Origin of the sequence: Pseudomonas sp. 58 R 12 (genome assembly GCF_900005865.1) — a bacterium.
In the GTDB taxonomy this organism is placed as follows: domain Bacteria; phylum Pseudomonadota; class Gammaproteobacteria; order Pseudomonadales; family Pseudomonadaceae; genus Aquipseudomonas; species Aquipseudomonas tritici.
In genome coordinates this window covers 249,219-275,283 of the sequence record NZ_CVTP01000016.1, presented here as the reverse complement: position 1 = coordinate 275,283, position 26,065 = coordinate 249,219, and the positions used below count along the sequence as shown (strand labels likewise).

At 60.7% G+C, this 26,065-nt stretch carries 26 protein-coding genes; 12 read left to right on the top strand and 14 right to left on the bottom strand.

What is annotated here, in order from left to right; genetic code table 11:
• Positions 1 to 128 precede the first annotated feature (128 nt).
• From ilvD to BFP95_RS10605, 3 genes are all read right to left on the bottom strand, one after another.
• On the bottom strand, positions 129 to 1,970 hold the full coding sequence (gene ilvD / locus BFP95_RS10615; RefSeq protein ID WP_065910014.1) for a dihydroxy-acid dehydratase: 1,842 nt from the start codon (positions 1,968 to 1,970) through the stop codon (positions 129 to 131).
• A gap of 210 nt (positions 1,971 to 2,180) precedes the next feature.
• Positions 2,181 to 3,341: an MFS transporter gene (locus tag BFP95_RS10610; protein ID WP_065891350.1), complete on the bottom strand. Its 1,161-nt coding sequence runs from the start codon at positions 3,339 to 3,341 to the stop codon at positions 2,181 to 2,183.
• 247 nt (positions 3,342 to 3,588) lie between these two features.
• Positions 3,589 to 4,785, bottom strand: a complete 1,197-nt coding sequence (locus tag BFP95_RS10605) for a class I SAM-dependent rRNA methyltransferase (RefSeq protein WP_049711083.1) — start codon at positions 4,783 to 4,785, stop codon at positions 3,589 to 3,591.
• A 330-nt stretch (positions 4,786 to 5,115) separates the two neighbouring features.
• Here BFP95_RS10605 and BFP95_RS10600 point away from each other — a divergent pair, with 330 nt between their 5' ends.
• Both BFP95_RS10600 and mutM read left to right on the top strand, forming a co-directional pair.
• A complete protein-coding gene (locus BFP95_RS10600) occupies positions 5,116 to 5,928 on the top strand; it encodes an HDOD domain-containing protein (protein ID WP_175403042.1) in 813 nt (270 codons plus the stop codon).
• Positions 5,929 to 5,949: 21 nt separating this feature from the next.
• Positions 5,950 to 6,762, top strand: a complete 813-nt coding sequence (mutM, locus tag BFP95_RS10595; protein WP_049711085.1) for a bifunctional DNA-formamidopyrimidine glycosylase/DNA-(apurinic or apyrimidinic site) lyase — start codon at positions 5,950 to 5,952, stop codon at positions 6,760 to 6,762.
• A gap of 121 nt (positions 6,763 to 6,883) precedes the next feature.
• On the opposite strand, the gene BFP95_RS10590 is transcribed toward mutM, so the two are convergent.
• From BFP95_RS10590 to BFP95_RS10570, 5 genes are all read right to left on the bottom strand, one after another.
• Entirely contained in the window at positions 6,884 to 7,135 is a 252-nt protein-coding gene (locus BFP95_RS10590) for a YfhL family 4Fe-4S dicluster ferredoxin (RefSeq protein WP_003195146.1), read from the bottom strand.
• Positions 7,136 to 7,237: 102 nt separating this feature from the next.
• A complete protein-coding gene (gene coaD, locus BFP95_RS10585; protein ID WP_049711086.1) occupies positions 7,238 to 7,717 on the bottom strand; it encodes a pantetheine-phosphate adenylyltransferase in 480 nt (159 codons plus the stop codon).
• A 103-nt stretch (positions 7,718 to 7,820) separates the two neighbouring features.
• Positions 7,821 to 9,416: a GMC family oxidoreductase gene (locus BFP95_RS10580; protein WP_065910013.1), complete on the bottom strand. Its 1,596-nt coding sequence runs from the start codon at positions 9,414 to 9,416 to the stop codon at positions 7,821 to 7,823.
• Between the two features lie 146 nt (positions 9,417 to 9,562).
• Positions 9,563 to 10,108, bottom strand: coding sequence for a twin-arginine translocation pathway signal protein (locus tag BFP95_RS10575; protein WP_065871968.1), 546 nt, complete (start codon positions 10,106 to 10,108; stop codon positions 9,563 to 9,565).
• A 28-nt stretch (positions 10,109 to 10,136) separates the two neighbouring features.
• Positions 10,137 to 11,564: a coniferyl aldehyde dehydrogenase gene (locus tag BFP95_RS10570; protein ID WP_065871967.1), complete on the bottom strand. Its 1,428-nt coding sequence runs from the start codon at positions 11,562 to 11,564 to the stop codon at positions 10,137 to 10,139.
• 146 nt (positions 11,565 to 11,710) lie between these two features.
• Here BFP95_RS10570 and BFP95_RS10565 point away from each other — a divergent pair, with 146 nt between their 5' ends.
• Together BFP95_RS10565 and BFP95_RS10560 are read left to right on the top strand one after the other, a co-directional pair.
• The gene (locus BFP95_RS10565; protein WP_065871966.1) at positions 11,711 to 12,382 is read left to right on the top strand and encodes a TetR/AcrR family transcriptional regulator; all 672 of its coding nucleotides are present in this window, start codon (positions 11,711 to 11,713) and stop codon (positions 12,380 to 12,382) included.
• A 33-nt stretch (positions 12,383 to 12,415) separates the two neighbouring features.
• Positions 12,416 to 13,270, top strand: coding sequence for a sulfurtransferase (locus BFP95_RS10560; protein WP_065910012.1), 855 nt, complete (start codon positions 12,416 to 12,418; stop codon positions 13,268 to 13,270).
• Positions 13,271 to 13,390: 120 nt separating this feature from the next.
• Here the strand turns inward: BFP95_RS10560 and BFP95_RS10555 are convergent, their stop codons facing one another.
• The 4 genes from BFP95_RS10555 to BFP95_RS10540 form a co-directional block, all read right to left on the bottom strand.
• A complete protein-coding gene (locus BFP95_RS10555; protein WP_065910010.1) occupies positions 13,391 to 14,386 on the bottom strand; it encodes a hydrolase in 996 nt (331 codons plus the stop codon).
• A 198-nt stretch (positions 14,387 to 14,584) separates the two neighbouring features.
• Entirely contained in the window at positions 14,585 to 15,202 is a 618-nt protein-coding gene (gene rsmD / locus BFP95_RS10550; RefSeq protein ID WP_065880192.1) for a 16S rRNA (guanine(966)-N(2))-methyltransferase RsmD, read from the bottom strand.
• The gene (locus BFP95_RS10545; RefSeq protein WP_065910008.1) at positions 15,202 to 16,692 is read right to left on the bottom strand and encodes a M16 family metallopeptidase; all 1,491 of its coding nucleotides are present in this window, start codon (positions 16,690 to 16,692) and stop codon (positions 15,202 to 15,204) included. The genes rsmD and BFP95_RS10545 overlap by 1 nt, the downstream gene beginning before the upstream one ends.
• The gene (locus tag BFP95_RS10540) at positions 16,685 to 18,040 is read right to left on the bottom strand and encodes a M16 family metallopeptidase (RefSeq protein ID WP_065910006.1); all 1,356 of its coding nucleotides are present in this window, start codon (positions 18,038 to 18,040) and stop codon (positions 16,685 to 16,687) included. Before BFP95_RS10540 ends, BFP95_RS10545 begins: the two co-directional genes overlap by 8 nt.
• Positions 18,041 to 18,272: 232 nt before the next feature.
• Here BFP95_RS10540 and ftsY point away from each other — a divergent pair, with 232 nt between their 5' ends.
• From ftsY to rpoH, 4 genes are all read left to right on the top strand, one after another.
• Complete coding sequence (gene ftsY, locus BFP95_RS10535; RefSeq protein WP_065910005.1) at positions 18,273 to 19,685, top strand: signal recognition particle-docking protein FtsY; 1,413 nt, start codon at positions 18,273 to 18,275, stop codon at positions 19,683 to 19,685.
• The gene (ftsE, locus tag BFP95_RS10530) at positions 19,682 to 20,353 is read left to right on the top strand and encodes a cell division ATP-binding protein FtsE (protein WP_003213784.1); all 672 of its coding nucleotides are present in this window, start codon (positions 19,682 to 19,684) and stop codon (positions 20,351 to 20,353) included. Before ftsY ends, ftsE begins: the two co-directional genes overlap by 4 nt.
• Complete coding sequence (gene ftsX, locus BFP95_RS10525; protein WP_065871959.1) at positions 20,350 to 21,375, top strand: permease-like cell division protein FtsX; 1,026 nt, start codon at positions 20,350 to 20,352, stop codon at positions 21,373 to 21,375. The genes ftsE and ftsX overlap by 4 nt, the downstream gene beginning before the upstream one ends.
• Before the next feature lie 128 nt (positions 21,376 to 21,503).
• The gene (rpoH, locus tag BFP95_RS10520; protein WP_003176698.1) at positions 21,504 to 22,358 is read left to right on the top strand and encodes an RNA polymerase sigma factor RpoH; all 855 of its coding nucleotides are present in this window, start codon (positions 21,504 to 21,506) and stop codon (positions 22,356 to 22,358) included.
• A gap of 192 nt (positions 22,359 to 22,550) precedes the next feature.
• On the opposite strand, the gene mtgA is transcribed toward rpoH, so the two are convergent.
• Positions 22,551 to 23,273, bottom strand: coding sequence for a monofunctional biosynthetic peptidoglycan transglycosylase (gene mtgA / locus BFP95_RS10515; protein WP_065910004.1), 723 nt, complete (start codon positions 23,271 to 23,273; stop codon positions 22,551 to 22,553).
• Positions 23,274 to 23,347: 74 nt separating this feature from the next.
• Here mtgA and BFP95_RS10510 point away from each other — a divergent pair, with 74 nt between their 5' ends.
• The 4 genes from BFP95_RS10510 (at position 23,348) to trmB (ending at position 25,580) form a co-directional block, all read left to right on the top strand.
• Positions 23,348 to 23,725 (top strand): DUF423 domain-containing protein, encoded by a 378-nt coding sequence (locus BFP95_RS10510; RefSeq protein ID WP_065871957.1) that lies wholly within the window; start codon positions 23,348 to 23,350, stop codon positions 23,723 to 23,725.
• Between the two features lie 71 nt (positions 23,726 to 23,796).
• A complete protein-coding gene (gene thiS, locus BFP95_RS10505; RefSeq protein ID WP_163003275.1) occupies positions 23,797 to 23,997 on the top strand; it encodes a sulfur carrier protein ThiS in 201 nt (66 codons plus the stop codon).
• 53 nt (positions 23,998 to 24,050) lie between these two features.
• On the top strand, positions 24,051 to 24,845 hold the full coding sequence (locus BFP95_RS10500) for a thiazole synthase (RefSeq protein ID WP_032884143.1): 795 nt from the start codon (positions 24,051 to 24,053) through the stop codon (positions 24,843 to 24,845).
• A 9-nt stretch (positions 24,846 to 24,854) separates the two neighbouring features.
• Positions 24,855 to 25,580: a tRNA (guanosine(46)-N7)-methyltransferase TrmB gene (gene trmB, locus BFP95_RS10495; protein ID WP_065880187.1), complete on the top strand. Its 726-nt coding sequence runs from the start codon at positions 24,855 to 24,857 to the stop codon at positions 25,578 to 25,580.
• Positions 25,581 to 25,724: 144 nt separating this feature from the next.
• Here trmB and BFP95_RS10490 read toward each other — a convergent pair whose 3' ends face one another.
• Positions 25,725 to 26,048, bottom strand: a complete 324-nt coding sequence (locus BFP95_RS10490; RefSeq protein WP_010207241.1) for a DUF3392 domain-containing protein — start codon at positions 26,046 to 26,048, stop codon at positions 25,725 to 25,727.
• Positions 26,049 to 26,065: the final 17 nt, after the last annotated feature.

Below are 26,065 nucleotides of genomic sequence, written 5' to 3'. Positions count from 1 at the left end.
TGTATCAGGTACACCGCAGTGTCTGCATCGCAGGCAAGCCAGCTCCCACATTTGATCTCCGGTAGATTGGAGATTCGGCCAGGCAAAAAAATGCCCCGCACATGGCGGGGCATTTGTATGCGCGAGGCTTACAGGCCGTCGAGCATCGCTTTGTTACGCACAGCGCCCTTGTCGGCACTGGTCGCCAACAACGCATACGCCTTCAACGCCGTGGTGACTTTGCGCGGACGCTTCTCCACCGGTTTCCAGCCTTTCTTGTCCTGCTCGACCCGGCGTGCCGCCAGTTCTTCATCGCTGATCAACAGGTTGATCGAACGGTTCGGAATGTCGATCAGCACCTTGTCGCCATCTTGCACCAAACCAATCGCGCCACCGGCAGCGGCTTCTGGCGAAGCATGGCCGATGGAAAGACCCGAGGTGCCGCCGGAGAAACGACCGTCGGTCAGCAGCGCGCAGGCTTTGCCCAGGCCTTTGGATTTCAGGTAGGACGTCGGGTACAGCATCTCCTGCATACCCGGGCCGCCTTTCGGGCCTTCGTAGCGGATGATCACGATGTCGCCTTCCTTCACTTCGTCGGCGAGGATGCCGCGAACCGAGCTGTCCTGGCTTTCGTAGATCTTGGCGCGGCCTTTGAAGACGTGGATGGATTCATCCACACCGGCGGTTTTCACCACGCAGCCATCGAGGGCGATGTTGCCGTACAGCACGGCCAGGCCGCCTTCCTGGGAGTAGGCGTGCTCGACACTGCGGATGCAGCCGTTCTCACGGTCGTCATCCAGGGTGTCCCAACGGGTCGACTGGCTGAACGCGGTTTGCGTCGGGATGCCCGCTGGGCCTGCCTTGAAGAAGTGATGCACGGCTTCATCGTCAGTCTGGGTGATGTCCCACTTGGCGATGCCTTCGGCGAGCGTCTTGCTGTGCACGGTTGGCAGGTCGGTGTGCAGCAGGCCGCCACGGGCGAGAGAGCCAAGGATCGAGAAGATCCCGCCGGCGCGGTGCACGTCTTCCATGTGGTACTTCTGGATGTTCGGCGCGACTTTGCACAGCTGCGGCACGTGACGGGACAGACGGTCGATGTCGCGCAGGTCGAAATCGATCTCGGCTTCCTGGGCCGCGGCCAGCAAATGCAGGATGGTATTGGTGGAACCGCCCATGGCGATGTCCAGGGTCATGGCGTTTTCGAACGCCTTGAAGTTCGCGATATTGCGCGGCAACACCGATTCATCGTTCTCGGTGTAGTAACGCTTGCACAGCTCGACGATGGTGCGGCCGGCCTGCAGGAACAGCTGCTCGCGGTCGCTGTGGGTGGCCAGTGTCGAACCGTTGCCCGGCAAGGCCAGGCCCAGGGCTTCCACCAGGCAGTTCATCGAGTTGGCGGTGAACATGCCGGAGCACGAACCGCACGTTGGGCAAGCGCTGCGCTCGTATTCCGCAACCTTCTCGTCAGAAGCGCTGGAATCGGCGGCGATCACCATGGCGTCGACCAGGTCGAGGCCGTGGGACGCGAGTTTGGTCTTGCCGGCTTCCATCGGCCCGCCGGAGACGAAGATCACCGGGATGTTCAGGCGCAGGGCGGCCATCAACATGCCAGGGGTGATCTTGTCGCAGTTGGAGATGCACACGATGGCGTCGGCGCAGTGAGCGTTGACCATGTATTCCACGGAGTCGGCGATGATCTCGCGGCTCGGCAGGGAATACAGCATGCCGTCGTGGCCCATGGCGATGCCGTCATCCACGGCGATGGTGTTGAATTCCTTGGCTACGCCGCCAGCGCGCTCGATCTCGCGGGCGACCAGTTGGCCCAAGTCCTTGAGGTGGACGTGGCCGGGTACGAACTGAGTGAACGAGTTGGCAATCGCGATGATCGGCTTCTTGAAGTCGTCATCTTTCATCCCCGTGGCACGCCACAGTGCGCGCGCGCCGGCCATGTTGCGGCCATGGGTGGATGTTTTCGAGCGGTAATCAGGCATTGGAGCACTCCGGGCGGCTAATCGGTATCAAAGGGGAGTGAGCTTCTATTGACGTCTGGAACACCCGAAAAATGGCACTGGTGTCCGGAAGTTGCCGCAAACGTGACGGGATCGCCGTGCGCATTGGCCTTGAGCTCATAAACCCGCCGGGGGATGACTGGCGATGAATAGGCCGATTCTACACCGCTGGCGGCTGGAGGGAATGGCCGTCTACCCGCAGGAGCGCGCATTTGTCATCCAACCCCACAGGCTGAAGACAATGAAGCTCACGCCGATGGTCAACAACAAATGAGTCCCGGTTTGCGCCAGCGCAGCGCTGCTGGCGGCTGCGGTCAGGAACATGATGCTGTTCCCCGCCGATGCCGCCGTCCCTGCGCTGCTGGAAAACAGCAGCATCGCCGCTGAAATCGCCGCGGGCCGAACCAGCGTCACGGCCAGTGCGCTGATCAGCATGGGGATCAACAGGCTCACGGTGTTGATGGCATCAAGGCTGACGATCAGCGTCAGCAGCACCCCCGCGATAAGTAACAATCCGAGACCGATATTGATTTGCCGGGCCAATGGAATGTGTTTTTGCAGATAGGAGGCCGCCACGCCACCGAGCAAATAGGCCACGCCGTACACCATCAGCACCAGCGCGTACTGGTATTCGGAGAGCTTCAACGCATCCATGAAAATCAGCGGTGTCACGCTGATCAGGGCGAAGTAGCAGGCAAACACCAGCGCTGCGATCCACCAGTAGCGCAGGAAGTCGCGATGACGTGCGACGGCTTTCAGCGTGCCGAAGATCGATACAGGCGCGCGGTGCGGGCTGGCGGACTTGGACGGCAGGATGCAGAACGCGTGGATCAACATGCCCAGCGCCATCAGCGCAAAGCCGTAGAAGCTGCCTTGCCAGTCGAAGGTGGTTTGCAGCCATGAGCCGATCAGCGGTGACAGCGCGACAAATGAGCCGCTGAGGGTCATGTAATAGAGTCGTACGCGAGCGCGGTCTTGTTCGTCGAACAGGTCTTCTACCAGTGCGTGGCCGAGTACGAAGAAGCCACAACCCATTGCCTGGACGCTGCGAAACAGCAGGAAGGTCAGGTAGTCCGGCGCCAGCGCGCAACCGATAGCACCCAGGATAGAAAGGGTGATGCAGCCGATCAGGACTTCCTTGCGGCCCCATTTATCCGATAACGGGCCGGCGACCAATTGAGAGATCGAAAAGACCAGTGTGAACAGGCTGATGGACAGTGCGACGTCTGCGGTAGGTGTGTCGAACCTGGCGGCCAGGGCGGGGAATGAGGGCAGCAGGATATTGATCGGGAAGAAGCTGATCAGGGAAATGCAGGTGATCAGGATGAAGCGGGAGCGCATGGAGCCAGACATTGTTTTTGTTTTCCGGAGTAACACCAGAAACCGATACTAGTCTGCGAAAAATGGAATTCAATTAAAACTATTGTGGGAGGCCTCTTGGATCCACGTGGTTTGCGGCGGTAGGAAAAATCCTTCTGGCACAACACAAAAAAATGTGGGAGCTGGCTTGCCTGCGATAGCGGTGTAACAGATTAAAAATCTGTAACTGATACACCGCTATCGCGGGCAAGCCCGCTCCCACCTTTGATCTGCGTGTTACTTAGCTATTGGGCAACAACCGGCACGTAATGCTTTTGATATACCGCGTCTCGACAATCGCCGGGTGCACCGGATGATCCGGACCCTGGCCACCACGCTCTAGCATCTGGATATTGCGATCCAGGTGGCGGGCGCTGGTCAGCAGGATGTTTTGCAGGTCGTCTTCCGGCAAGTGCATGGAGCACGACGCGCTGACCAGGATGCCGTCCTTGCTGAGCAGGCGCATGGCTTGCTCGTTGAGGCGGCGGTAGGCGCCTTCGCCGTTTTTCATGTCTTTTTTGCGTTTGATGAAGGCCGGTGGGTCAGCGACGATCACGTCGAAGCGTTCTTCGCTGGCTTTCAGCTCTTTGAGGGCTTCGAAGACGTCGCCTTCAATGCAGGTCATCTTCTCGGCAACGCCGTTCAGTGCCGCGTTGCGCTCCACGCCGTCGAGGGCGAAGGCGGAGGCGTCGACGCAGAACACTTCACTGGCGCCGAAAGCTGCTGCTTGCACGCCCCAGCCGCCGATGTAGCTGTAAAGGTCGAGTACACGCTTGCCTTTGGCATACGGGGCCAGGCGGGCGCGGTTCATGCGGTGGTCGTAGAACCAGCCGGTTTTCTGGCCCTGGATGACCGGGGCTTCGAATTTCACGCCGTTTTCTTCCAGGGCGACCCATTCAGGTACCAGGCCGAACACGGTTTCGACGTAGCGGTTGAGGCCTTCGGCGTCGCGCGCGGCGGAGTCGTTCTTGAACAGGATGCCGCTCGGCTTGAGCACTTGGGTCAGCGCAGCGATCACGTCTTCCTTATGCGCTTCCATGGTCGCCGAAGCGATCTGCACCACCAGGATGTCGCCGAAACGGTCGACTACCAGGCCCGGCAGCAGGTCGGAATCGCCGTAGACCAGGCGGTAGAACGGCTTGTCGAACAGGCGATCACGCAGTGACAGCGCCACGTTGATCCGGTGCACCAGCAGCGACTTGTCCAAAGGCAGCTTGATGTCGCGCGACAGCAGGCGGGCGCAGATCAGGTTGTTCGGGCTCATGGCCACGATGCCCAGGGTCTTGCCGCCGGCTGCTTCCAGGATAGCCTGGTCGCCTGCCTGGAAGCCGTGAAGTGGGGTGGCCGCCACGTCGATTTCGTTGCTGTAGACCCACAGGTGGCCGTTGCGCAAACGGCGATCAGCGTTGGGTTTGAGGCGCAGGCTTGGCAGGGACATGACGTCGCTCCGGAAAAAAGAGCGGGAGTATACCGTGTTGCACAGGACTCTGTGACGCCGCCGGACATGTGGGCTGTGATGCCCCTGTGGGAGCCGGGCTTGCCCGCGATGCAGGCGACTCGGTATGTCTGTTACTGCGAGGAGATGCTATCGCAGGCAAGCCAGCTCCCACATAACCCGGTTCCCACATTGAATCGGGTTTCAGTTCGGGTTTTTGAGGTGTCGGTCAAGTCTTCATAGGGGTTAGAATCCCCGCCTAGCCCGGAGTATGTACTTATGTCCCAAGAGCTTTCCGCCGAACAGATCCAGCAGACCTTGCAAGGCATCAGCGTGCCGCCTCAACCGCAGATCATGGTGGATTTGCAGATGGAGCAGTACATGCCCGACCCGGACCTGGAGGTGATCGCGCGGTTGATCTCCCAGGACCCGGGCCTGTCCGGCGCGCTGCTGAAGATTGTCAATTCGTCCTATTACGGCCTCAGCAACAAGATCGCCTCGATCCAGCGCGCAGTGAACCTGCTGGGCAGCCGTTCGATCATCAACCTGATCAACGCCTTGTCGATCAAAGGCGAGATGAGCGACGACACCATCGTCACCCTCAACCGCTTCTGGGACACCGCCCAGGATGTGGCCATGACTTGCCTCACTCTGGCCAAGCGCACCGGGTCGCAAGCCGTAGACGAGGCATATGCCTTGGGCCTGTTCCACGATTGCGGCGTGCCGCTGATGCTCAAGCGCTTCCCCAACTATATGACGGTGCTGGAACAGGCATACGCCAACGCCGGCCCCGACTCCCGCGTGGTCGACACCGAGAACAACGCGTTCAACACCAACCATGCGGTGGTGGGTTACTACACCGCCAAGTCCTGGCGCCTGCCGGAACATGTAACCGATGCCATCGCCAACCACCACAATGCCCTGGCGATTTTCAGCGATGAGTCGTCGCGCAATTCCCAACTGAAAAACCTGCTGGCGATCCTGAAAATGGCCGAGCACGTCTGCTCGTCCTACCGCGTGCTGGGCAACCAGGCGGTCGACCATGAGTGGAATACCATCGGCCACCTGGTGCTGGACTACGTGGGGCTGTCGGACTACGACTTCGAGAGCATGAAGTTGTCGATCCGCGAGCTGGGCGCGCACTGACCCTTCCTTCACGAGGTACACATGCCCGAGTTACCAGAAGTCGAAACCACCCGGCGCGGCATTGCACCGCACTTGGAAGGCCAGCGCGTCAGCCGTGTGGTGGTGCGTGAACGGCGCCTGCGCTGGCCGATCCCGGAAGACCTTGATGTGCGCCTGTCCGGGCAGCGCATCGTGCTGGTGGAGCGGCGGGCCAAGTACCTGTTGATCAATGCCGAAGTGGGCACCCTGATCAGCCATCTGGGCATGTCGGGCAACCTGCGCCTGGTGGAAGTCGGCATGCCGGCCGCCAAGCATGAGCATGTGGATATCGAGCTCGAATCCGGCCTGGCCCTGCGTTACACCGACCCGCGGCGTTTCGGCGCGATGCTGTGGAGCCAGGACCCGCACAACCATGAGCTGTTGATTCGCCTGGGGCCAGAGCCGCTGACGGACCTGTTTGATGGCGATCGCTTGTTTCAACTGTCCCGTGGACGGTCGATGGCGGTGAAGCCGTTCATCATGGACAACGCGGTGGTGGTGGGCGTGGGCAATATTTACGCGACGGAAGCGCTGTTTGCAGCGGGGATCGATCCGCGTCGCGAGGCGGGCGGCATTTCGCGAGCGCGTTATTTGAAGCTGGCGATTGAGATCAAGCGCATCCTGGCCGCCGCTATCGAGCGCGGTGGTACGACGCTGCGGGACTTTATCGGCGGTGATGGGCAGCCGGGGTATTTCCAACAGGAGCTGTTCGTTTATGGCCGCGGCGGCGAGGCGTGCAAGGTCTGCGGGACTGAGTTGCGCAATGTGGTGCTGGGGCAGCGGGCGAGTGTGTTTTGCCCCAAGTGTCAGCGCTGAACCTGTGTGATGGCTGAAATCGCCATCTCAGGCCTGTCTGCTCCCACATTTGAATGTGTTCACACATCCAATGTGGGAGCTGGCTTGCCTGCGATGAGGCCCTTCCAGGCCCTGAAAAAGCTCAAGCCTTACCGGTAATCTTCCGGTACTTCTCCATCAACTGCTCTTCCGTCTCCGGATGGGCTTCATCCAGCGGAATGCAATCTACCGGGCACACTTGCTGGCACTGAGGTTCGTCATAGTGGCCGACGCACTGGGTGCACAGGTTAGGGTCGATCACGTAGATCTCTTCGCCTTGGGAAATCGCGGCGTTCGGGCACTCGGGTTCGCAGACGTCGCAGTTGATGCAATCGTCGGTGATGATCAGGGACATGGAAACTCCTGCCAGGGCTGTCAGCCAAGGCATCTGAAAACTAATGCGCGCAATTGTGCCGCATTGGCGCCCGCAGTGCGAGCAGGCGCCGATTCAGCGGTCTTATTTCTTGAAGCGCAGTGTCAGCGCATCGGCCACGGCCGGGTGCACGAACTTGGTGATATCGCCGCCCAAAGCGGCAATTTCACGGACCAACGTCGAGGAAATGAACGAATAACGTTCCGACGGCGTGAGGAACAGGCTTTCCACGTCCGGCGCCAATTGGCGGTTCATGTTAGCCAGCTGGAATTCATATTCGAAGTCCGACACCGCGCGCAGGCCACGCAGGAACACATTGGCGTTCTGCTCTTTGGCGAAGTGCGCCAGCAGTGTGGCAAAGCCCACCACTTCCACGTTGGGCAGGTGTTTGGTGACCTCACGCGCCAGCTCCACGCGCTGTTCCAGGGGAAACAGCGGGTTTTTCTTGGGGCTGGCCGCGACCGCGATGATCACGTGGTCGAACAAGCGTGAGGCGCGTTCGACCAGATCGCCATGGCCTTTGGTAATCGGGTCGAAGGTACCTGGGTACAACACTCGGTTCATCGCGTCGTCCTGGCGGAGTCCGTTGGGGAACCGGATGGTATCGCAGCCATCCCGGTCGGCCAAGTCGACTTATGTAGATACATGCCGCTTATCGCGCGTTTTTTCATGCTGTTTTCAGACGTTCGGCCAAAGCCGTCGCCAGTTGCGCGGTCAAACCGTACACCGATAATTGTGGATTGGCCCCAATACTGGTGGGGAATAGCGAGCCATCGTGGATCGACAGGTTGCGCAGTTGGTGATGACGACCGAGGCTGTCGGCCACGGCGTTTTTCGGGTCTTCACCCATGGCACAACCGCCCATCACATGGGCGCTGCCCAGGCAGGTGCGGTGCAGTTCCAGGTTGAGGCCGTCGATCAGGCTGCGCGCTTCGGCCAGGGTTTTCACGTAGCGCGCGTCGTGGTGCAGCGGCTTGACTGACTTGGCGCCCGCCGCGAACTGGATCTCGGCCATGCTGTGGAACGCGCGGCGCAGGCCGTCCCAGGCGTAATCCGAGACCTGATAGTCGAGCACTGGCGTACCGTCGCCGCGCAATTCCACGCGGCCGCCCGGGCTGTCGGGGTGGAAGCCGTCGCGCAGTAACGCCAGCATCGCGTGGGTGTTGGGCAATTGGCTCATATCCAGAGCGTTCTGGGTGCCATAGCCGCCGAGTAGGGTGCTCGCCAACGCGGGGTGTAAGGGTGGCGCCTCTAGCTTGTAGGACATTTTGCCGGTGGTGCCGTCCTGCCATTGGAAATGGTCGGAATAGATCGACTGGGGGGCGCCGTAGAACGGGTTGATCACCTCATCGAATAGACCCGCGGAGAAATTCACCAGATGCAGGAAGGTGCGCTTGCCCAACCGCGAATGCGGGTCCGGAGCACTTGAGCGCATCAGCAGTGCCGGGCTGTTGATACCACCGCCCGAGAGTACGTAATGCTTGGCTTTTACCGTGATCTTACGTCCGGTCGGCGCCACGCACAGGTCGTCCAGGGCTACGCACTCCAGGCTGTTGATGGTGTCGCCGTTGTAGACGAGGCGTTCGGCGCGTGCCAGGTAAAGCAGCTCGCCGCCCTTTTCCAGGGTGGAGGGAATAGTGGTCACCAGCATCGACTGCTTGGCGTTGACCGGGCAGCCCATGCCGCAATAGCCCAGGTTAAAGCAGCCGCGCACATTGCGCGGGATCACGTGCCAGCTGTAGCCGAGCTTTTCGCAACCTTTGCGGATCACATCATTGTTCGGGTTGGGCGGCAGGGCCCAGGGCGCGATGCCCAGGCGTTGTTCCATCTTTTCAAACCAGGGCGCCATCTCGGCGCTGCTGTGACCCTTCACCGTATATTCGCTGGCCCAATGGGCGAGGGTGGCGTCCGGGGTGCGAAAGCTCGACGTCCAGTTGATCAAGGTGGTGCCACCTACCGCCCGACCCTGCAGGATGGTAATCGCGCCGTCCTTGCTCATGCGGCCGATGCCCTCTTGGTACAGGCTGGTGTAGGCCTCGTCCTCGAGCAGCTTGAAATCGCTGCTGGTCTTGAGCGGGCCTTCTTCGATCAGCAGCACTTTGTAGCCAGCAGCGCTGAGGATTTCGGCGGTGGTGCCGCCACCTGCGCCGCTGCCGATGATCGCCACGTCGGCTTCCAGGGTCAGGTCGCTGTCGAGGGCGGCGCCGTTATAGGTTTTCCAGCCACGGGCCATGCCGTCGCGGAACAGATCAGGTACGGGCATAGGTATGCACTCTTATTTTTGTACGGAGTTGCGGTCAATGTGGGAGCTGGCTTGCCTGCGATGGCGGTCTGTCTGGCAGTGCATTTATGGCTGATCCACCGCTATCGCAGGCAAGCCAGCTCCCACATTTGATTGGGTTATCAAGGCTAAATCTTCGGCGGGCCCGGATAGCCGCAATGCGCCCAGGACGCCGGCTGGAAGTACCAGGCCATGATCACCAGCTTGAGCAGCGAGCCTTGGCCCATGCGCAGCAGGTTCAGGTAGCTGTTTTCCCAGCGGTGCAAAAAGTTGCGGATCTGTTCGCCGCTGGCGTTTTCCCAACTGCCCCAGATCCCGGTCAACGGCCCACGGGTAATGCCCATGCCCAGCACGTCGAACAGTTGCTGGGTGAGCTTGAACATCTCCGGCGACAGGCGCTGCAGGCTGAAGTCGAGCTTCTTAAGCGTGTCTTCAATCCCGCGGGCGACTTCCTGGGCGCTGGCGACGCCTTCGAGCAGCACTGGGATAACCGCGCGCAAGAAGGGCAAGTCACTGCTGCGCAACATGGCAAAGCCGCTGGCCGGCGTGCTGCTGGAGCAACCGCTGAGGCTGGCGCCGAGCCCGGCGGTGGCCAGGAAGGCGCTGGCACACAAGCCGATTTTCAAGACGCCGCGCCGTGAAAGCGCAGGTGAATCAGTCAGGCTAGGGTTCATTGTTATTGTTATCCCGTGGGTGGCGGTATCAGCGAACGAACAGCTTCTGGATCAACTTCTGGATTGATTTGCCGTAGGGCGGGTAGATCAACTTCGCCGCGTTCAGGCGTTGTTTCACCAACACACCCTTGGCTTTGCTGAAGGTAAGAAAACCTTCGTGACCGTGGTAATGGCCCATGCCCGACGGTCCGATGCCGCCAAACGGCATATCGTCCTGGGCCACGTGCAGCAAGGTGTCGTTCAGGCACACGCCACCGGAATGGGTTTCGTGGAGCACGCGGTTTTGCTCGCCCTTGTTGTAGCCGAAGTAATACAGGGCCAGTGGGCGAGGGCGCTGGTTGATGTAGGCAAAGGCTTGGTCGATGCCGCGATACGGCACGATCGGTAGCACCGGGCCGAAGATTTCGTCCTGCATCACGGTCATATCATCGCTGACATTCAGCAGCAGGCTGTGAGCCATGCGCCGCGCCTGGCCCTGGTCGTACAGCGGGATCAGGGTGGCGCCCTTGTCGGTGGCGTCTTTCACGTAAGCGTTGAGCCGGGCCAGTTGTCGCTCGTTGATGATGGCGGTGTAGTCCGGGTTGTCGGCCAGGGTCGGATAAAACCCGCGAATGGCCTGGGTGTAGGCCTCGACGAAACCCTCGACACGATCTTCCGGCACCAGCACGTAGTCGGGCGCCACGCAGGTCTGGCCGGCGTTCAACGCTTTACCGAAGGCAATGCGCTCGGCAGCGTCCTTGAGCGGTACATCAGCGGACACGATGGCTGGCGACTTGCCGCCCAACTCGAGTGTGATCGGCGTGAGGTGTTCGGCCGCTGCACGCATTACATGCTTGCCGATGCTGGTGGCACCGGTAAACAACAGGTGGTCGAAGGGCAGCTTGGAAAACGCCATGCCTACTTCGGCTTCACCCAGCACCACGCACACCAAATCCTCCGGGAAGACCTTTGCCAGCAGCGCCTTGAGCAGTTCGCCGGTCGCGGGGGTAGATTCGCTGAGCTTGAGCATCACCCGGTTACCCGCCGCCAACGCGCCGACCAGCGGACCGATGGCCAAGTACAGCGGGTAATTCCAGGGCACGATCACGCCGATAACGCCCAAGGGCTGGTAGATAACTTTGGCCGAAGCCGGTTGGAAGGCAATGCCTACAGCTCGCCGGGACGGTTTCATCCAGCCCTTCAGGTGTTTGCTGGCATAGTGAATGCCATGCAGGCTGGGCATCAGTTCGGCGAACAGGGTTTCGTCGGCGCTGCGGTGGCTGAAGTCCTGGCTGATCGCGTTGATCAACGCCTGGCGCTCGTCGCTGAGCAAATCACGCAGCGCCTTCAGCCATTGTTGGCGCTGTGCGGCCGGTGGCATCGGGTTGGCGGCGTAGGCGCAGCGTTGCGCATCGAACAGGGTCTGGAGTTGATCCAGCGCCTGGGAATCTTGCAAGTAGGCAACGTTGGCAGACATGGCGGCGTTCCCGATTGTTATAGGTCTGCCTGGGTTTTTAGAGTCATTACTCTAAATTGTCAAATAACATTGCAGCCACATGCAGATTTATCCTGGCAAGGATAGGCCGTAAGATGCCCCATCACGTGTACAGAAGCTGATCCCCTATGGCACCACGAGTAAAGACCAGCGAGCGCATTGTGCAAACCAGCCTGGAGCTTTTTAACCAGCAGGGCGAGCGCAGTGTGAGCACCAACCACATCGCCGCCCATATGGAAATTTCGCCGGGCAACCTGTACTACCACTTCCCCAACAAGCAGGCGATCATCGCCGTACTGTTTCGCGAATACGAAGCCCTGGTGGACAGTTTCTTGCGCCCGCCTCAAGGTCGCGCCATGGCCGTGGCGGATAAGCGCTTCTACCTGCAAGCCGTATTGGCCGGCATGTGGCGTTATCGTTTCCTGCACCGCGACCTCGAACACCTGTTGGAAAGCGATCCAGAACTGGCCACCGGCTATCGGCGTTTTTCCCAGCGCTGCCTGATCCAGGGCGGCGCGATTTACCAGGGGTTTGTCGATGCCGGCATCCTGAATATGGACCCGGTGCAAACCGAGGCGCTGACCCTCAATGCGTGGATTATCCTGACCTCCTGGGTGCGTTTTTTGTGCACGACCAACGAAAATTCCGCCCACTTGAGCGCCGAGGCCATCAAGCGCGGGGTGTATCAGGTGTTGGTGCTGGAGGCTGGGTTTGTCACGCCCCAGGCGAAAGAAGCCGTGGACGCCTTATTCAAAGAGTTTTACGTGCCGTTGAATCAGGCATTGGAAGAAGTGAAGTAGGACCTTTCTCGAATCTATTCATAGGAGGCCGTCATGCCGCTTGCCCAACTGATCAGTCCCCAGCAACTGGCCGAGCGCCAGAAGGCTGGCGGGTTGGTGATCCTGGATTGCCGCTTTGCCCTGGAAGACCCGGATTACGGGCGCTGCAGCTACGCCGAAGGGCATATCGAGGGCGCGCAGTATGCTGACTTGGAACGGCATCTGAGCGGGCCGGTGACCAAGGGCGTGACCGGGCGTCATCCGTTGCCGGCGGCGGAGACATTCGCTCGGCAATTACGGGCCTGGGGCGTCAGCGCTGACACCGATGTGGTGCTGTATGACGACGGTCCTGGCGCCTACGCCGCGCGGGCATGGTGGTTGTTGGTTTGGTTGGGCAAGCGTGATGGCGTGTTTATTCTGGATGGTGGCCTTAAGGCTTGGCACGCCGCGGGTTTCCCGTTGAGCCTGGATGCGCCGGTCGTTGAAGCTGGGACTTTCGCGGGTACGCCGGACAATCGCCTGCTGCTCGATGCCGAACACCTGCAAAAACGCCTGGGCCAGCCGGGATTGACGCTGATCGATGCGCGCGCTCAACCGCGCTTTCGCGGCGAAATGGAGCCTATCGATCCGATTGCCGGGCACATCCCTGGCGCACAATGCGCGGCGTTTAACGAAAACCTGGGCAGCGACGGTCGCTTCCTGCCGGCTGATCAGCTTAAGCAGCGTTTCGCCGCACACCTGCAAGGCCGCTCGCCGGATGAGCTGGTGGCGTATTGCGGTTCGGGGGTGACGGCGTGCCATAACTTGTTTGCGCTGAGCCTGGCGGGTTACCCGTTAGGTAAGTTGTATGCGGGGTCTTGGAGTGAGTGGATTACGGATCCGCAGCGGGCGATTGCTACCGGCGACTGAGCCTGTTGGGATGTAACCCAATCAAAATGTGGGAGCTGGCTTGCCTGCGATGAGGGAGTGTCAGTCACCGGTGGGTTGGCTGACCCACCGCTATCGCAGGCAAGCCAGCTCCCACATTTTTTAACTGTGTTGTGTCAGTAGCCATTGGGGGATGCGGCGCTCGAGGTAGTAGCTTGGGCGTTTGAGCGAACCCTCCACAAACCCCACATGCCCACCCTTGGCCGTCAGCTCAAACTCAGTGCAGTCCGACAGTTCGCCGGCCTCTGGCAGGCTATGGGCAAACACAAACGGATCGTCCGCCGCCTGGATAATCAGGGTCGGCGTGCGGATACCGCCCAGGTAATAACGGCTCGATGCGCGGCGGTAATAATCCTCTGCACTCAGGTAGCCGTGCAGCGGCGCGGTGACGCGGCCATCGAAGTCCCAGAATGTGCGCATCTTCTCCAGTGAGCCCAGGGCTTCCAGGGTTTTAAGCCCGTCAGCCCGACCATCCTGTAGAAAACGGCTTTGCTTGACGCGGATATACGCGAGCATTTCACGCATGAAGTGCTTTTGATAAATCCGCGAAAAGCCCAGGCCGATCCGGTCTGCACATTGGTCCAGGCGAAACGGCACCGACACCGCCGCCGCGCCTTGCAGCCCCGACGCCTTTCCGGTTTCGCCCAAATGCTTGAGCAGCACATTGCCGCCCAGGGAATAACCCACCGCGTACAACGGCGCCAAAGGCCGCTTGGCGCGCAGATGAGCAATCGCTGCCGCCAGGTCTTCGCTGGCGCCAGAGTGGTAACTGCGTGCCAGCAGGTTCGGCTCACCCGAGCAACCGCGCCAGTTCAGCGCCACGCTGGCCCAGCCTTGAGCGGCGAGGGCTTTTTGCAAGCCCGCTACGTAGGGTGAGTTGGACGAACCGGTCAGCCCGTGCAGCACCAGCACCAGAGGTACTTGCGTGTCATGAGGCCCGTGCCAGTCGAGGTCGAGGAAGTCGCCGTCGTCCAGCCACAGGCGTTCGCGTTGGCGTTCGATATGAGTGGTGGGGCGGCACAGCGGCCCCCACAGCGTTTGCAAGTGTGGGTTGCCGAGGCCGAAGGCGGGGGTGAACGGGTCGGCGGAAGGGGTCATGACACTCTCTGCGGCAGGCACATTTAACGGTGGCGAGCGAGCTTGCTCGCGTTGGGCTGCGCAGCAGCCCCATCAAGAACACCTCGGTTCTTCAGTCAGAACTCAGTTGCAGGTATTAGGGCTGCTGGGCAGCCCAACGGGAGCAAACTCCCTCGCCACAACAAGCCCTTTCACCCCAATTGAATCCAGCCAGAAAGATCAGGCGGCGGTTTCGACCACACGGTGCCACAACGCGTAATACACCCGGCCGGACTTCTGCTCCCGGTGCAGGCGCCACGCGCCCGGCAAGCCCAGCGTCGACGGCGCAGTCTCACTTTCAGTGTAGATCCACGCATCCGGCGCCAGCCATTGGCGTTCTTCCAGCAGCGCACACACGGTCGGCAGCAGGTTCTGGTTGAACGGTGGGTCGAGAAACACCACGTCGTACTCGCTGGCGGCTTGGGTTTCCAGGTAGCGCAGCGCGTCGGCGGTTTGCACCTGGCCGTTGGTGCAACGCAGGGTGCCCAAGTGTTCCTTGAGGCTGGAGACGGCCACATTGCTGGCGTCCAGTGCCTGCGCTTGGGCGGCACCACGGGACAGCGCCTCCAGGAACAGCGCGCCGCTGCCCGCGAACGGGTCCAGCACCTTGGCTCCCGCGATGTAAGGCGCGAGCCAGTTGAACAGGGTTTCGCGCACGCGATCCGGCGTCGGGCGCAGGCCTACGACGTCGGGGAAGCTCAGCTTGCGGCTGCCCCATTCGCCGCCAATGATGCGCAGCTGGCCCACACCGTTATGCACGTTGTGGACAGGTTTTTTCGGGCGAGATGAACTGGCCATTAATGCTCCGGAACCCCGAGCGGCTGCTCGGCGGGTTTATCAGTGGGGGGCGGTAGTGGCTTTTGCGCAATCGTCGGGCCGGCGGTCACGATGACCATCTTGTCGGCGCTCAAGTGTTTATTCATTGCAGCCTTGACCTGTTCTACGGTCAGGGCCTGGGATTGTTTCATGAAATCTTCCAGATAGCTCAGCGGCAGGTTGTAGAAACCCATCGCGCCCAGCTGCCCGACGATATCGGCGTTGCTCGCGGTAGACAGCGGGAAGCTGCCAGCCAGCTCACGCTTGGCGTCATCCAGTTCTTTTTGCGTCGGGCCGGTCTTGAGGTAGTCGGCCACCACATCCTCAACCAGGCGCAGGGTGCCGCCGCTCATTTCGGCGCGGGTCTGCAGATTGATCATGAACGGTCCGCGCACCTGCATCGGCGAGAAACCAGAGTACACGCCGTAGGTCAGGCCGCGCTTTTCACGCACTTCACTCATCAAGCGAGTGCCGAAACCGCCGCCGCCGAGGATCTGGTTGCCCAAGGACAAGGCTGCGTAGTCCGGGTCGGCGCGGTCGATACCCAGTTGCGCGAACAGCAGGTGCGTCTGCTTGGACGGGAACTCGATACGGGTCAGGCCGGGCTTGGGCTCGGTCGGCTGGGCGATTTTTGCCAGGGCTGGGCCTTTGGGCAGCGATGAGGAAATCTTGGCCGTCATGGCTTCAGCTTCGGCGCGGGTCAGGTCACCCACCACCGCAATCACTGCGTTGCCCGCTGCATAAGCCTTGGCGTGGAACGCCTGCAACTGCGCCAGGGTAATCTTCGGCACGCTTTGCGGCGTGCCTTCGCTCGGGTGAGCGTAAGGGTGGTCACCGTACAAGCGCTTGAACAGCTCGAGGCTCGCCAGCTTGCCTGGGTTTTGCTTCTGGTACTCAAAGCCGGCCAGGATCTGGTTCTTGATCCGCGCCAGGGAATCGGCCGGGAAAGTGGGCTTGCCGATCACTTGATCAAACAGGGTCAAGGCTGCGTCGCGTTTGTCGCTGTCACTCAAGCTGCGCAGGGAAACCAGCGCCATGTCGCGAAATGCGCCATTGCCAAAGTCCGCGCCCAGGCCTTCAAAGTCGCGGGCAATCTGGCTCACGTCCTTGCCCGGCACGCCTTCGTTGAGCATGGCGTTGGTCATCAGCGCCAGGCCAGGCACGTCGCCGTCCTGGCTGCTGCCAGCGGCGAACAGGATGCGCACGTCGAACATCGGCAGTTCGTGGGCTTCGACGAACAGCACCTTGGCGCCTTCGGCGGTATTCCAGGTTTGCACGTCGAGCTTGCGGTTGGTCGGCGCCTTGCCGTCCAGTTCCGCCAGGGATTGCAGTGTGTTGCCCGATTGGGCTTTTTCCAGCGCCGGGCTCGCAACCGATTCAGTCGGGCGCAGGAAGTACACGGCGCTGGCGGCGATCAAGGTGACAGCGATCAGGCCGGGAAAGATCAGGCGGCTGTTTTTGCGATCACTCATGAGCGGTCTCCTGGGGCAGGACATGGGCGACGCTGAGACGTTCGCGGGTGAAATAGGTGCGCGCGGCTTTCTGGATATCTTCCGGGGTCACGCTTTGCAGGTCGGCGAGTTCGCTGTCCATCAGCTTCCAGGACAGGCCGACGGTTTCCAGCGAGCCGATGGCCGTAGCCTGGCTGGTGATGGAATCACGCTGGTAGACCAGGCCGGCAATGACCTGGGCGCGGATGCGTTCCAGTTCTTCGGCGGTCGGTGGTTTGGCTTTCAGCTCTTCCAGCAGGCGCCACAGGCCGGCTTCGGCTTGGGCCACGGTTTTCTTTTTCTGCTGGTTGGGGGTGGCGGTCAGCATGAACAGGGTGTCGCCACGGGTGTAGGCGTCGTAGTTGGTGGAGGCGGCGGAGACCAGTTCCTCGCCACGTTCCAACTGTTCCGAGATGCGTGCGCTGTAGCCGCCGTCCAGCAAGGCCGAGATCAGACGCAGGGCTTGTACCGAGCGTTTGTCTTCGGCGGTAGCCAGGGCAGGGACGTTGAAACCCAGGATCACGCTCGGCAGTTGGGTCTGCACATGCATCGTCAGCAGGCGCTCGCCGGGTTCGGCCAGTTCCATCGGGATCTTGGCCGGTGGTACGTCACGCTTGGGGATCGGGCCGAAGTAGCGCTGGGCAAGGTTTTTTACCTCGTCCGGGGTGACGTCGCCGACCACCACCAGGGTGGCGTTGTTCGGCACGTACCAGGACTGGTACCAGTGGCGCAGCTCTTCGACCTTCATGCGGTCCAGGTCGGCCATCCAGCCGATGGTCGGCGTGTGATAACCGCTGGCCGGGAAGGCCATGGCCTTGAAGCGCTCATAGGCCTTGGACATCGGATTATCATCGGTGCGCAGACGGCGCTCCTCCTTGATTACTTCGATCTCGCGGCTGAACTCGTCGGCCGGCAGGCGCAGGCTGGCCATGCGGTCGGCCTCCAGCTCGAAGGCGACGCCCAGGCGGTCACGCGCCAGCACTTGGTAGTAGGCGGTGTAGTCATCGCTGGTGAACGCATTTTCTTCGGCGCCGAGGTCGCGCAGGATCAGCGAGGCTTCGCCAGGGCCGACTTTGGCGCTGCCCTTGAACATCATGTGCTCCAGGGCGTGGGACAAACCAGTCTGGCCCGGGGTTTCGTAGCTCGAACCGACCTTGTACCAAACCTGGGAAACCACCACTGGCGCGCGATGATCTTCGCGCACGACCACCTTGAGGCCGTTATCCAGGGTGAATTCATGGGTGGGTTGTGGATCGGCAGCCAAGGCTGAAAGAGGCAGACAAACTGTACCGAACAGCAGGCCTGCGGCGCGGCGGGCTAGAGCATTCATTCGTTTTTAAACCTGTTGGGCTGCCCGCTTGGTCTTAGCGTCGGCGGGCGAGGAGGTGCTAGGATACTGATCCGACTAAGGGACGGCCACTGCGGCGGTCCTGATGAGGCCCTATTTAGGCCTTACAAAATGTTGCGCATGAACGAGCTGGCTAAAAAACAGTCTGTTACGCATCGAATTTTATTTACCGAAGCGCCCCTTGGCGCGTCGCTACCTTGAGATAGCCGTCTCCATGTTTGGTTCCAACGACGACAAGAAGACCCCAGCTGCGGCTGGCGAGAAGAAAGGCCTGTTCGGATGGCTGCGCAAAAAGCCGCAGGAAACCGTCGTCGAACAGCCGCAGGTTCCAGCTGAACCGATCCCCGACCCTATAGTAGAAGCCGAGCCGGTCGCTGAAACGCCAGCGCCGGTGGTATTGCCGATGGCTGAGCCGGTGTTGCAGCCGGTGGCAGAGGTGGAACCCGAGCCAGAGCACAAGCCGTGGCCTGAGTTGCCGGTGGCCGAAGAGCCTGTGGCGTTGGTTGAAGATGTGCAGGCCGAGCATGTGGCACCGCCGATTCCGGCCGTGGTTGAGCCGGTTGACGTTGTGGTCGAAGCGCCGCCCGTCGTTGAAGCGCCTGCGCCAGTGGTCGTCGAACCCGCGCCTGTTGCCGTTGCAGTTGCCGCGCCTGCCGCCGTCGAGCCCGAGCCTGTCGCCGCCACTGCAGAAACCAGCAAAGCCGGCTTCTTCACCCGCCTCAAGCAAGGCCTGAGCAAAACCAGCGCCAGCATCGGCGAAGGCATGGCCAGCCTGTTCCTCGGCAAAAAAGTCATCGATGACGAACTGCTGGAAGACATCGAAACCCGTCTGCTCACCGCCGACGTGGGTGTCGAAGCCACCGCCGTGATCATCCAGAGCCTGACCCAGAAAGTCGCGCGCAAGCAGCTGACCGACGCCGACGCGCTGTACAAATCCCTGCAGGCCGAGCTGGCCGCCATGCTCAAGCCGGTGGAAGCGCCGCTGGTGATCACCCCGAACAAGCCGTTCGTGATCCTGGTCGTGGGCGTCAACGGCGCCGGCAAGACCACCACCATTGGTAAATTGGCCAAGAAACTGCAGTCGGAAGGCAAGAAGGTCATGCTGGCCGCGGGCGATACCTTCCGTGCTGCCGCGGTGGAGCAATTGCAGGTTTGGGGCGAGCGCAACAAGATCCCGGTCATCGCCCAGCATACCGGCGCCGATTCCGCCTCGGTGATCTTCGATGCCGTGCAAGCCGCCAAGGCGCGCAATATCGACGTGCTGATCGCTGATACCGCCGGTCGCCTGCACACCAAAGACAATTTGATGGAAGAGCTGAAGAAAGTGCGCCGCGTGATCGGCAAGCTCGATGCAGACGCCCCGCACGAAGTGCTGCTGGTGCTCGACGCCGGTACCGGCCAGAACGCCATCAGCCAAGCCAAACAATTCAACCAGACGGTGCAACTGACCGGCCTGGCATTGACTAAGCTCGACGGCACGGCCAAGGGCGGTGTGATCTTCGCCCTGGCCAAACAGTTCGGGTTGCCGATTCGTTACATCGGCGTCGGTGAAGGCATCGACGACCTGCGCACCTTTGAAGCCGAACCCTTTGTACAGGCACTGTTTGCCGAGCGGGAGCGTTCATGATTCGATTCGAACAGGTCGGTAAACGCTATGCCAACGGGCATGTCGGCTTGCATGAGCTGAGTTTTCGAGTGCGTCGCGGCGAATTCTTGTTTGTCACCGGCCATTCCGGTGCAGGCAAAAGTACCTTGCTGCGCCTGCTGCTGGCCATGGAGCGCCCAACCACCGGCAAACTGCTGCTGGCGGGCCAGGATCTGGCCACCATCAGTAATGCGCAGATTCCCTTCCTGCGCCGCCAGATCGGCGTGGTGTTCCAGAACCACCAGTTGCTGTTCGACCGCACGGTGTTCAATAACATCGCGCTGCCGTTGCAGATCCTCGGGCTGTCCAAGGCCGAGATCGTCAAACGTGTGGATTCGGCCCTCGAGCGCGTGGCGCTGTCGGACAAGACCGACCTCTACCCCGGCGACCTGTCCACCGGCCAGCAACAGCGCGTCGGTATCGCCCGCGCCATTGTGCATCGCCCGGCCTTGCTGCTGGCGGATGAGCCCACCGGTAACCTCGACCCGCGACTGGCGGCCGAGATCATGGGGGTATTCGAAGACATCAACCGCCTGGGCACCAGCGTGCTGATCGCCAGCCATGACCTGGCGCTGATCGCACGCATGCGCCATCGCATGCTGACCCTGCAACGCGGCCGCCTGATCGGTGACGGGGAGGCCGGCGTATGAGTGCGACACGCAGCCCTAAAGTCTCCGAGCGCGTGGCGCCGAAACCGGCCGACCCGCAACCGCAGAAGAAGAAAAAACACGACGACGATGACGGCCCGGACTTCAGCACCTTGCTGCGTGCCTGGATCGAAAGCCATCGCGCCAGCTTGCTCGACAGCCTGCGTCGCCTGGGCAAGCAGCCGATTGGCAGCTTTTTCACCTGCCTGGTGATGGCCGTGGCCTTGAGCCTGCCGATGGGTTTGTCGTTGTTGCTCAACAATGTGGAGCGCCTGGGCGGTTCCTGGCAGCGCGCGGCGCAGATTTCCCTGTACTTGAACATCGACGCCAGCGCCAAAGACGGCGAGTCCTTGCGCGATGACATCAAGAATATGCCGGGCGTGGCAGAGGCTGAGTACATCAGCCGCGATCAGGCCCTTGAGGAGTTCCAGCAGCAGTCCGGCCTGGGCGAGGCGCTCAAGGAGCTGCCGCAGAACCCGCTGCCGGGCGTGGTTCTGGTAACGCCGAATGAAGTCGATAAGCCAGCGCTGGAAGCCCTGCGACAAAAACTCGCAGAGATGCCCAAGGTGCAACAGGCGCAACTTGATCTAGTCTGGGTTGAGCGGCTGGCGGCGATCCTTAAGCTGGGCGACCGGTTTGTGTTCGGTTTGACGGTGCTGTTGGTCTCTGCATTACTTTTGGTGATAGGTAATACCATTCGTCTTCATATTGAAAACCGTCGCACCGAGATAGAAGTGATTAAACTGGTCGGCGGCACGGACAGCTATGTGCGTCGTCCATTTCTGTACATGGGCGCGCTTTATGGCTTCGGTGCCGGGATTTTGTCCTGGGGCGTACTGGCGTTTGGCCTTGATTGGCTGAACGACGCGGTTGTCGGGCTTGCTGGGCTGTATGGCAGTGATTTCGCCTTGGCCGGTGTGCCGGTCGCCGATGGTTTGAGCCTCTTGCTTGGCGCAGTATTGTTGGGGTATATCGGTGCGTGGATTGCGGTTGCGCGGCACTTACGTGAGTTGGCACCGAAGTAGTTAATGTCAGATTAATGTGGTTACGTTGTATTGACCGTATCAGTGGTTTAGGGAACTTGTCCTACGGTTCCCGGTCAATTTTCGCAGTGCTGAACTGCACGAGTTATGTGAGTCGGAGGTTTTTTCGTATGACCACTTCTTTGCAACCTGCTTATGCCTTGGTGCCAGGTGCGAACCTGGAAGCCTATGTGCACACGGTGAACAGCATTCCATTGCTGACGCCTGAGCAGGAGCGTGAACTGGCCGAGAGTCTCTACTATGAGCAGGATTTGGGGGCGGCTCGGCAGATGGTGCTCGCCCACCTGCGTTTTGTCGTACATATCGCCCGTAGCTATAGTGGCTACGGCCTGGCCCAGGCTGACCTGATCCAGGAAGGCAACGTCGGCCTGATGAAGGCTGTAAAGCGCTTCAACCCTGAGATGGGTGTGCGTCTGGTGTCGTTTGCTGTGCACTGGATCAAGGCGGAAATTCACGAGTTCATCCTGCGCAACTGGCGCATCGTGAAAGTCGCGACCACCAAGGCCCAGCGCAAGCTGTTCTTCAACCTGCGCAGCCAGAAAAAGCGTTTGGCGTGGTTGAACAACGAGGAAGTCCACCGCGTGGCCGAAAGCCTCGGCGTGGAACCTCGTGAAGTGCGCGAGATGGAAAGCCGCCTGACCGGCCATGACATGGCCTTCGACCCGGCCGCCGAAGCGGACGACGACAGCGCTTTCCAATCGCCGGCCAATTACCTGGAAGACCACCGGTACGACCCGGCGCGTCAACTGGAGGATGCGGACTGGAGCGACAATTCCAACCACAACCTGCACGAAGCGTTGGAAGTGCTGGACGACCGCAGCCGTGACATCCTCTACCAGCGCTGGCTGGCAGAAGAAAAAGCCACGCTGCACGACCTGGCACAGAAGTATAACGTGTCGGCCGAGCGGATTCGTCAGCTTGAGAAAAGCGCGATGAATAAGCTAAAGTTGTCGATCGCCGCCTAAAACGCTGCGAAAAGCCAAAAAAATGCCCCGATCGAAAGATCGGGGCATTTTTGTATGTATTAGAAAACCTGAAGCTCAACGCGGTTCACTGTGGGAGCTGGCTTGCCTGCGATAGCGGTGTGTCAGTTTCCAAAGGGTTATCTGGCAGGCCCTTATCGCAGGCAAGCCAGCTCCCACAGGAACCGTGTGGTGTCAGTCGGACCAGGGGGCTTTGCGCGAGTTATTCAACTCAACCAGATAACCCTCCCCACCCAGCTGGCTCATCTGCTGCCGAATCCACGCCGCGCGCCTTGCCACATACGCCGTCGGGTGGCTGGCACTCCAGACCCGAGGGTTAGGCAGTACGGCGGCCAAATAGCTGGCCTGTTGACGCGAAAGCCCCTTGGCACTTACCCCAAAGTGATGCCGCGCTGCCGCTTCTGCGCCAAACACCCCTTCATCCCACTCAACGCTGTTGAGGTACACCTCAAGAATCCGCTGCTTGGGCCACAACACCTCGATCAGCCCGGTAAACCAAACCTCCAGGCCTTTACGCAAATAACTGCGGCCGGCCCACAGGAACAGGTTTTTCGACACCTGCTGGCTCAATGTGCTGGCGCCGCGTATCGAACCGCCGCGCTCGTTGTGCTGGATCGCCGCCTGGATTGCGCCGAAATCAAAGCCCCAGTGCTGCGGGAAACGCTGGTCTTCACCGGCCATCACCGCCATTTTGAGGTCATCGGAGATCTCGTCCCACGGCACCCAGCTGCGCTGCAGGTCGATGGGCTCGCCGTCAAACCAGGATTCGACCTTGCGCTCCACCATCAGCGCAGTGAAGGGCGGCGGGACGAAGCGAAACAGCAGCACCAACAGCACACTGCCGATGGCGAACCATTTGACGACGTTGAGAAAGCGTTTGAAGAGGACACGCAGCATAGAGATGGCTTGGCCGAACCCGTTGAGCGGGCCATTATACAGACCCTGCCCGATGAGTCTGACTGGAGTTCCTCATGCTGCGTAGCTTTCTGATGCTGGCTGCCTTTTTCGGCTTCACCGGTGTCGCCCTTGGCGCCTTCGCCGCCCACGGCCTGAAGAATCGTCTGAGCGCCGAATACCTGGCGATCTTCCATACCGGCGTGACCTACCAACTGGTGCACACCCTGGCCCTGTTTGGCGTGGCACTGTTGGCTGCGCACATTCCGGGTCGGCTGGTCACCTGGGCGGGCATCTCCTTTGTCATTGGCATCCTGCTGTTCTCCGGCAGCCTGTATGTGCTGACGATGACCGGTATCAGCAAGCTCGGCATCATCACGCCATTTGGTGGCCTGGCTTTTCTGCTCGGCTGGTTCTTCCTTGGTTTGGCTGCCTGGCGTTTGCAGGCGATCTGACCGAGGGACTTGGGCCCGCTACGTCAATCGGGCTAGAATGCTGGCCCCTAAAAACGATGGCGGCCCCTGGCATGCGCATTCAGTTGAACGGCGAATCCCTTGAACTGCCCGACGGTGAAACCGTTGCGGCCCTGCTGACCCGTCTGGACCTGACCGGGCGTCGCGTCGCAGTGGAACTCAACCTGGATATCGTCCCGCGTAGCCAGCACGCCGAGACCGCGCTCACCGACGGTGACCAGGTCGAAGTGGTCCACGCCATCGGCGGCGGCTAGTCGCGCAGCTTGCTGAATTCTGCAGAACCTCACCCCCATTTCGAGGATTTCCCATGAGCATCGTTCGTAGCGACAAGCCCTTCGTCCTGGCCGGTCGTACCTACCAGTCCCGCCTGTTAGTGGGTACCGGCAAGTACCGCGACATGGAAGAAACCCGTCTGGCCATCGAAGCCTCGGGCGCCGAGATCGTCACCTTCGCCGTGCGCCGCACCAACCTCGGCCAGATAGAAGGCGAGCCGAACCTGCTCGAAGTCCTCTCGCCGGATCGCTACACCTTCTTGCCGAACACCGCCGGGTGCTATGACGCCATCGAAGCCGTGCGCACCTGCCGCCTGGCCCGTGAGCTGCTCGACGGCCATAATCTGGTGAAGCTGGAAGTGCTGGCCGACCAGAAAACCCTGTTTCCCAACGTGATCGAGACCCTCAAGGCTGCTGAAACGCTGGTCAAGGAAGGCTTCGACGTGATGGTCTACACCAGCGATGACCCGATCATCGCGCGCCAACTGGCCGAAATCGGTTGTATCGCCGTAATGCCGCTGGCCGGTCTGATCGGTTCCGGCCTGGGTATCTGCAATCCGTACAACCTGCAGATCATCCTCGAAGAAGCCAAGATTCCCGTACTGGTGGACGCGGGCGTAGGCACTGCGTCCGACGCTACCATCGCCATGGAACTGGGCTGCGACGCGGTGCTGATGAACTCAGCCATCGCCCATGCCCAACAGCCAATCATGATGGCCGAAGCCATGAAACACGCCATCGTCGCGGGCCGCCTGGCGTACCTCGCCGGTCGCATGCCGAAAAAACTCTACGCCAGCGCCTCCTCGCCGCTGGATGGTCTGATCAAGTAAGAGCCATTGATGACTGAATCAAACGAAACGCCGAACACTCTGGACGAAGCCGACGAGTCCAAGCACCGCCGCATCAAGAGTTTTGTGATGCGCGCCGGTCGCATGACCGAAGGCCAGCAAAAGGGCCTGGAGCAAGGCGCGCCATTGTTTGTGCTGCCCCTGGCCGACGCGCCGGTGGATTACGACCAGGTATTCGGCCGTTCGGCCCCGCGTTCCCTGGAAATCGGCTTCGGCATGGGCCACTCCCTGCTGGAAATGGCCGCAGCCTCGCCAGAACAGGATTTCATCGGTGTTGAAGTGCACCGCCCGGGTGTTGGCGCGCTGCTCAACGGCGTGTTGACCCAAGGGTTGACCAACCTGCGGGTCTACGACTGCGACGCGATCGAAGTGCTCAACCGCTGCATCGCCGACAACAGCCTTGATCGCCTGATGCTGTTCTTCCCTGATCCTTGGCATAAATCCCGTCACCACAAGCGTCGTATCGTCCAGGCGTCCTTCGCGGAGCTGGTGCGCAGCAAGCTCAAAGTCGGCGGCATCTTGCACATGGCCACCGACTGGGAACCTTACGCGGAATACATGCTTGAAGTCATGAGCGTGGCCCCTGGCTACCGCAACCTGGCCGAAGACGGCAAATGCGTGCCACGCCCGGCTGAACGCCCGATCACCAAGTTCGAACGTCGCGGCGAGCGATTGGGGCATGGGGTTTGGGATTTGAAGTTCGAGAAGGTTGACTGACAGGCCACTAGCTTGGAATGCAGTCAAAAATGTGGGAGCGGGCTTGCTCGCGAATACGGTGTGTCAGTCACTGAAAATGTCGACTGATCCACCGTATTCGCGAGCAAGCCCGCTCCCACATTTGCTTTTGTGTTGTAGCTGAGGTCAGCGACGGTCGGCAACCACGCCAATCAACACCAGCACCACCACCAACACCGGTGCCAGGCTGTAGTTATTGAACTGGCTCAACCCTCGCACAATCCACGGCGTGGCATAGATCAACGCTGCGCCGCTGCCGATCATGCACAGCAGCGCCATCAACGGTACGCGCAATGCGCCGGCGACGCTGCCCAGGCGGGCTTCTACCCAGCCTTTGATATCAGCGCCAAACAGCACCAGCAAACAGCCGACAAGGGCCAAGGATATTTCCGACAGGTTGCTGCGGCTCCAGCGGGATACGGTGGCGAGCAGGTCGAGTACCAAATCCATTCGATTTCCTTAGAGCG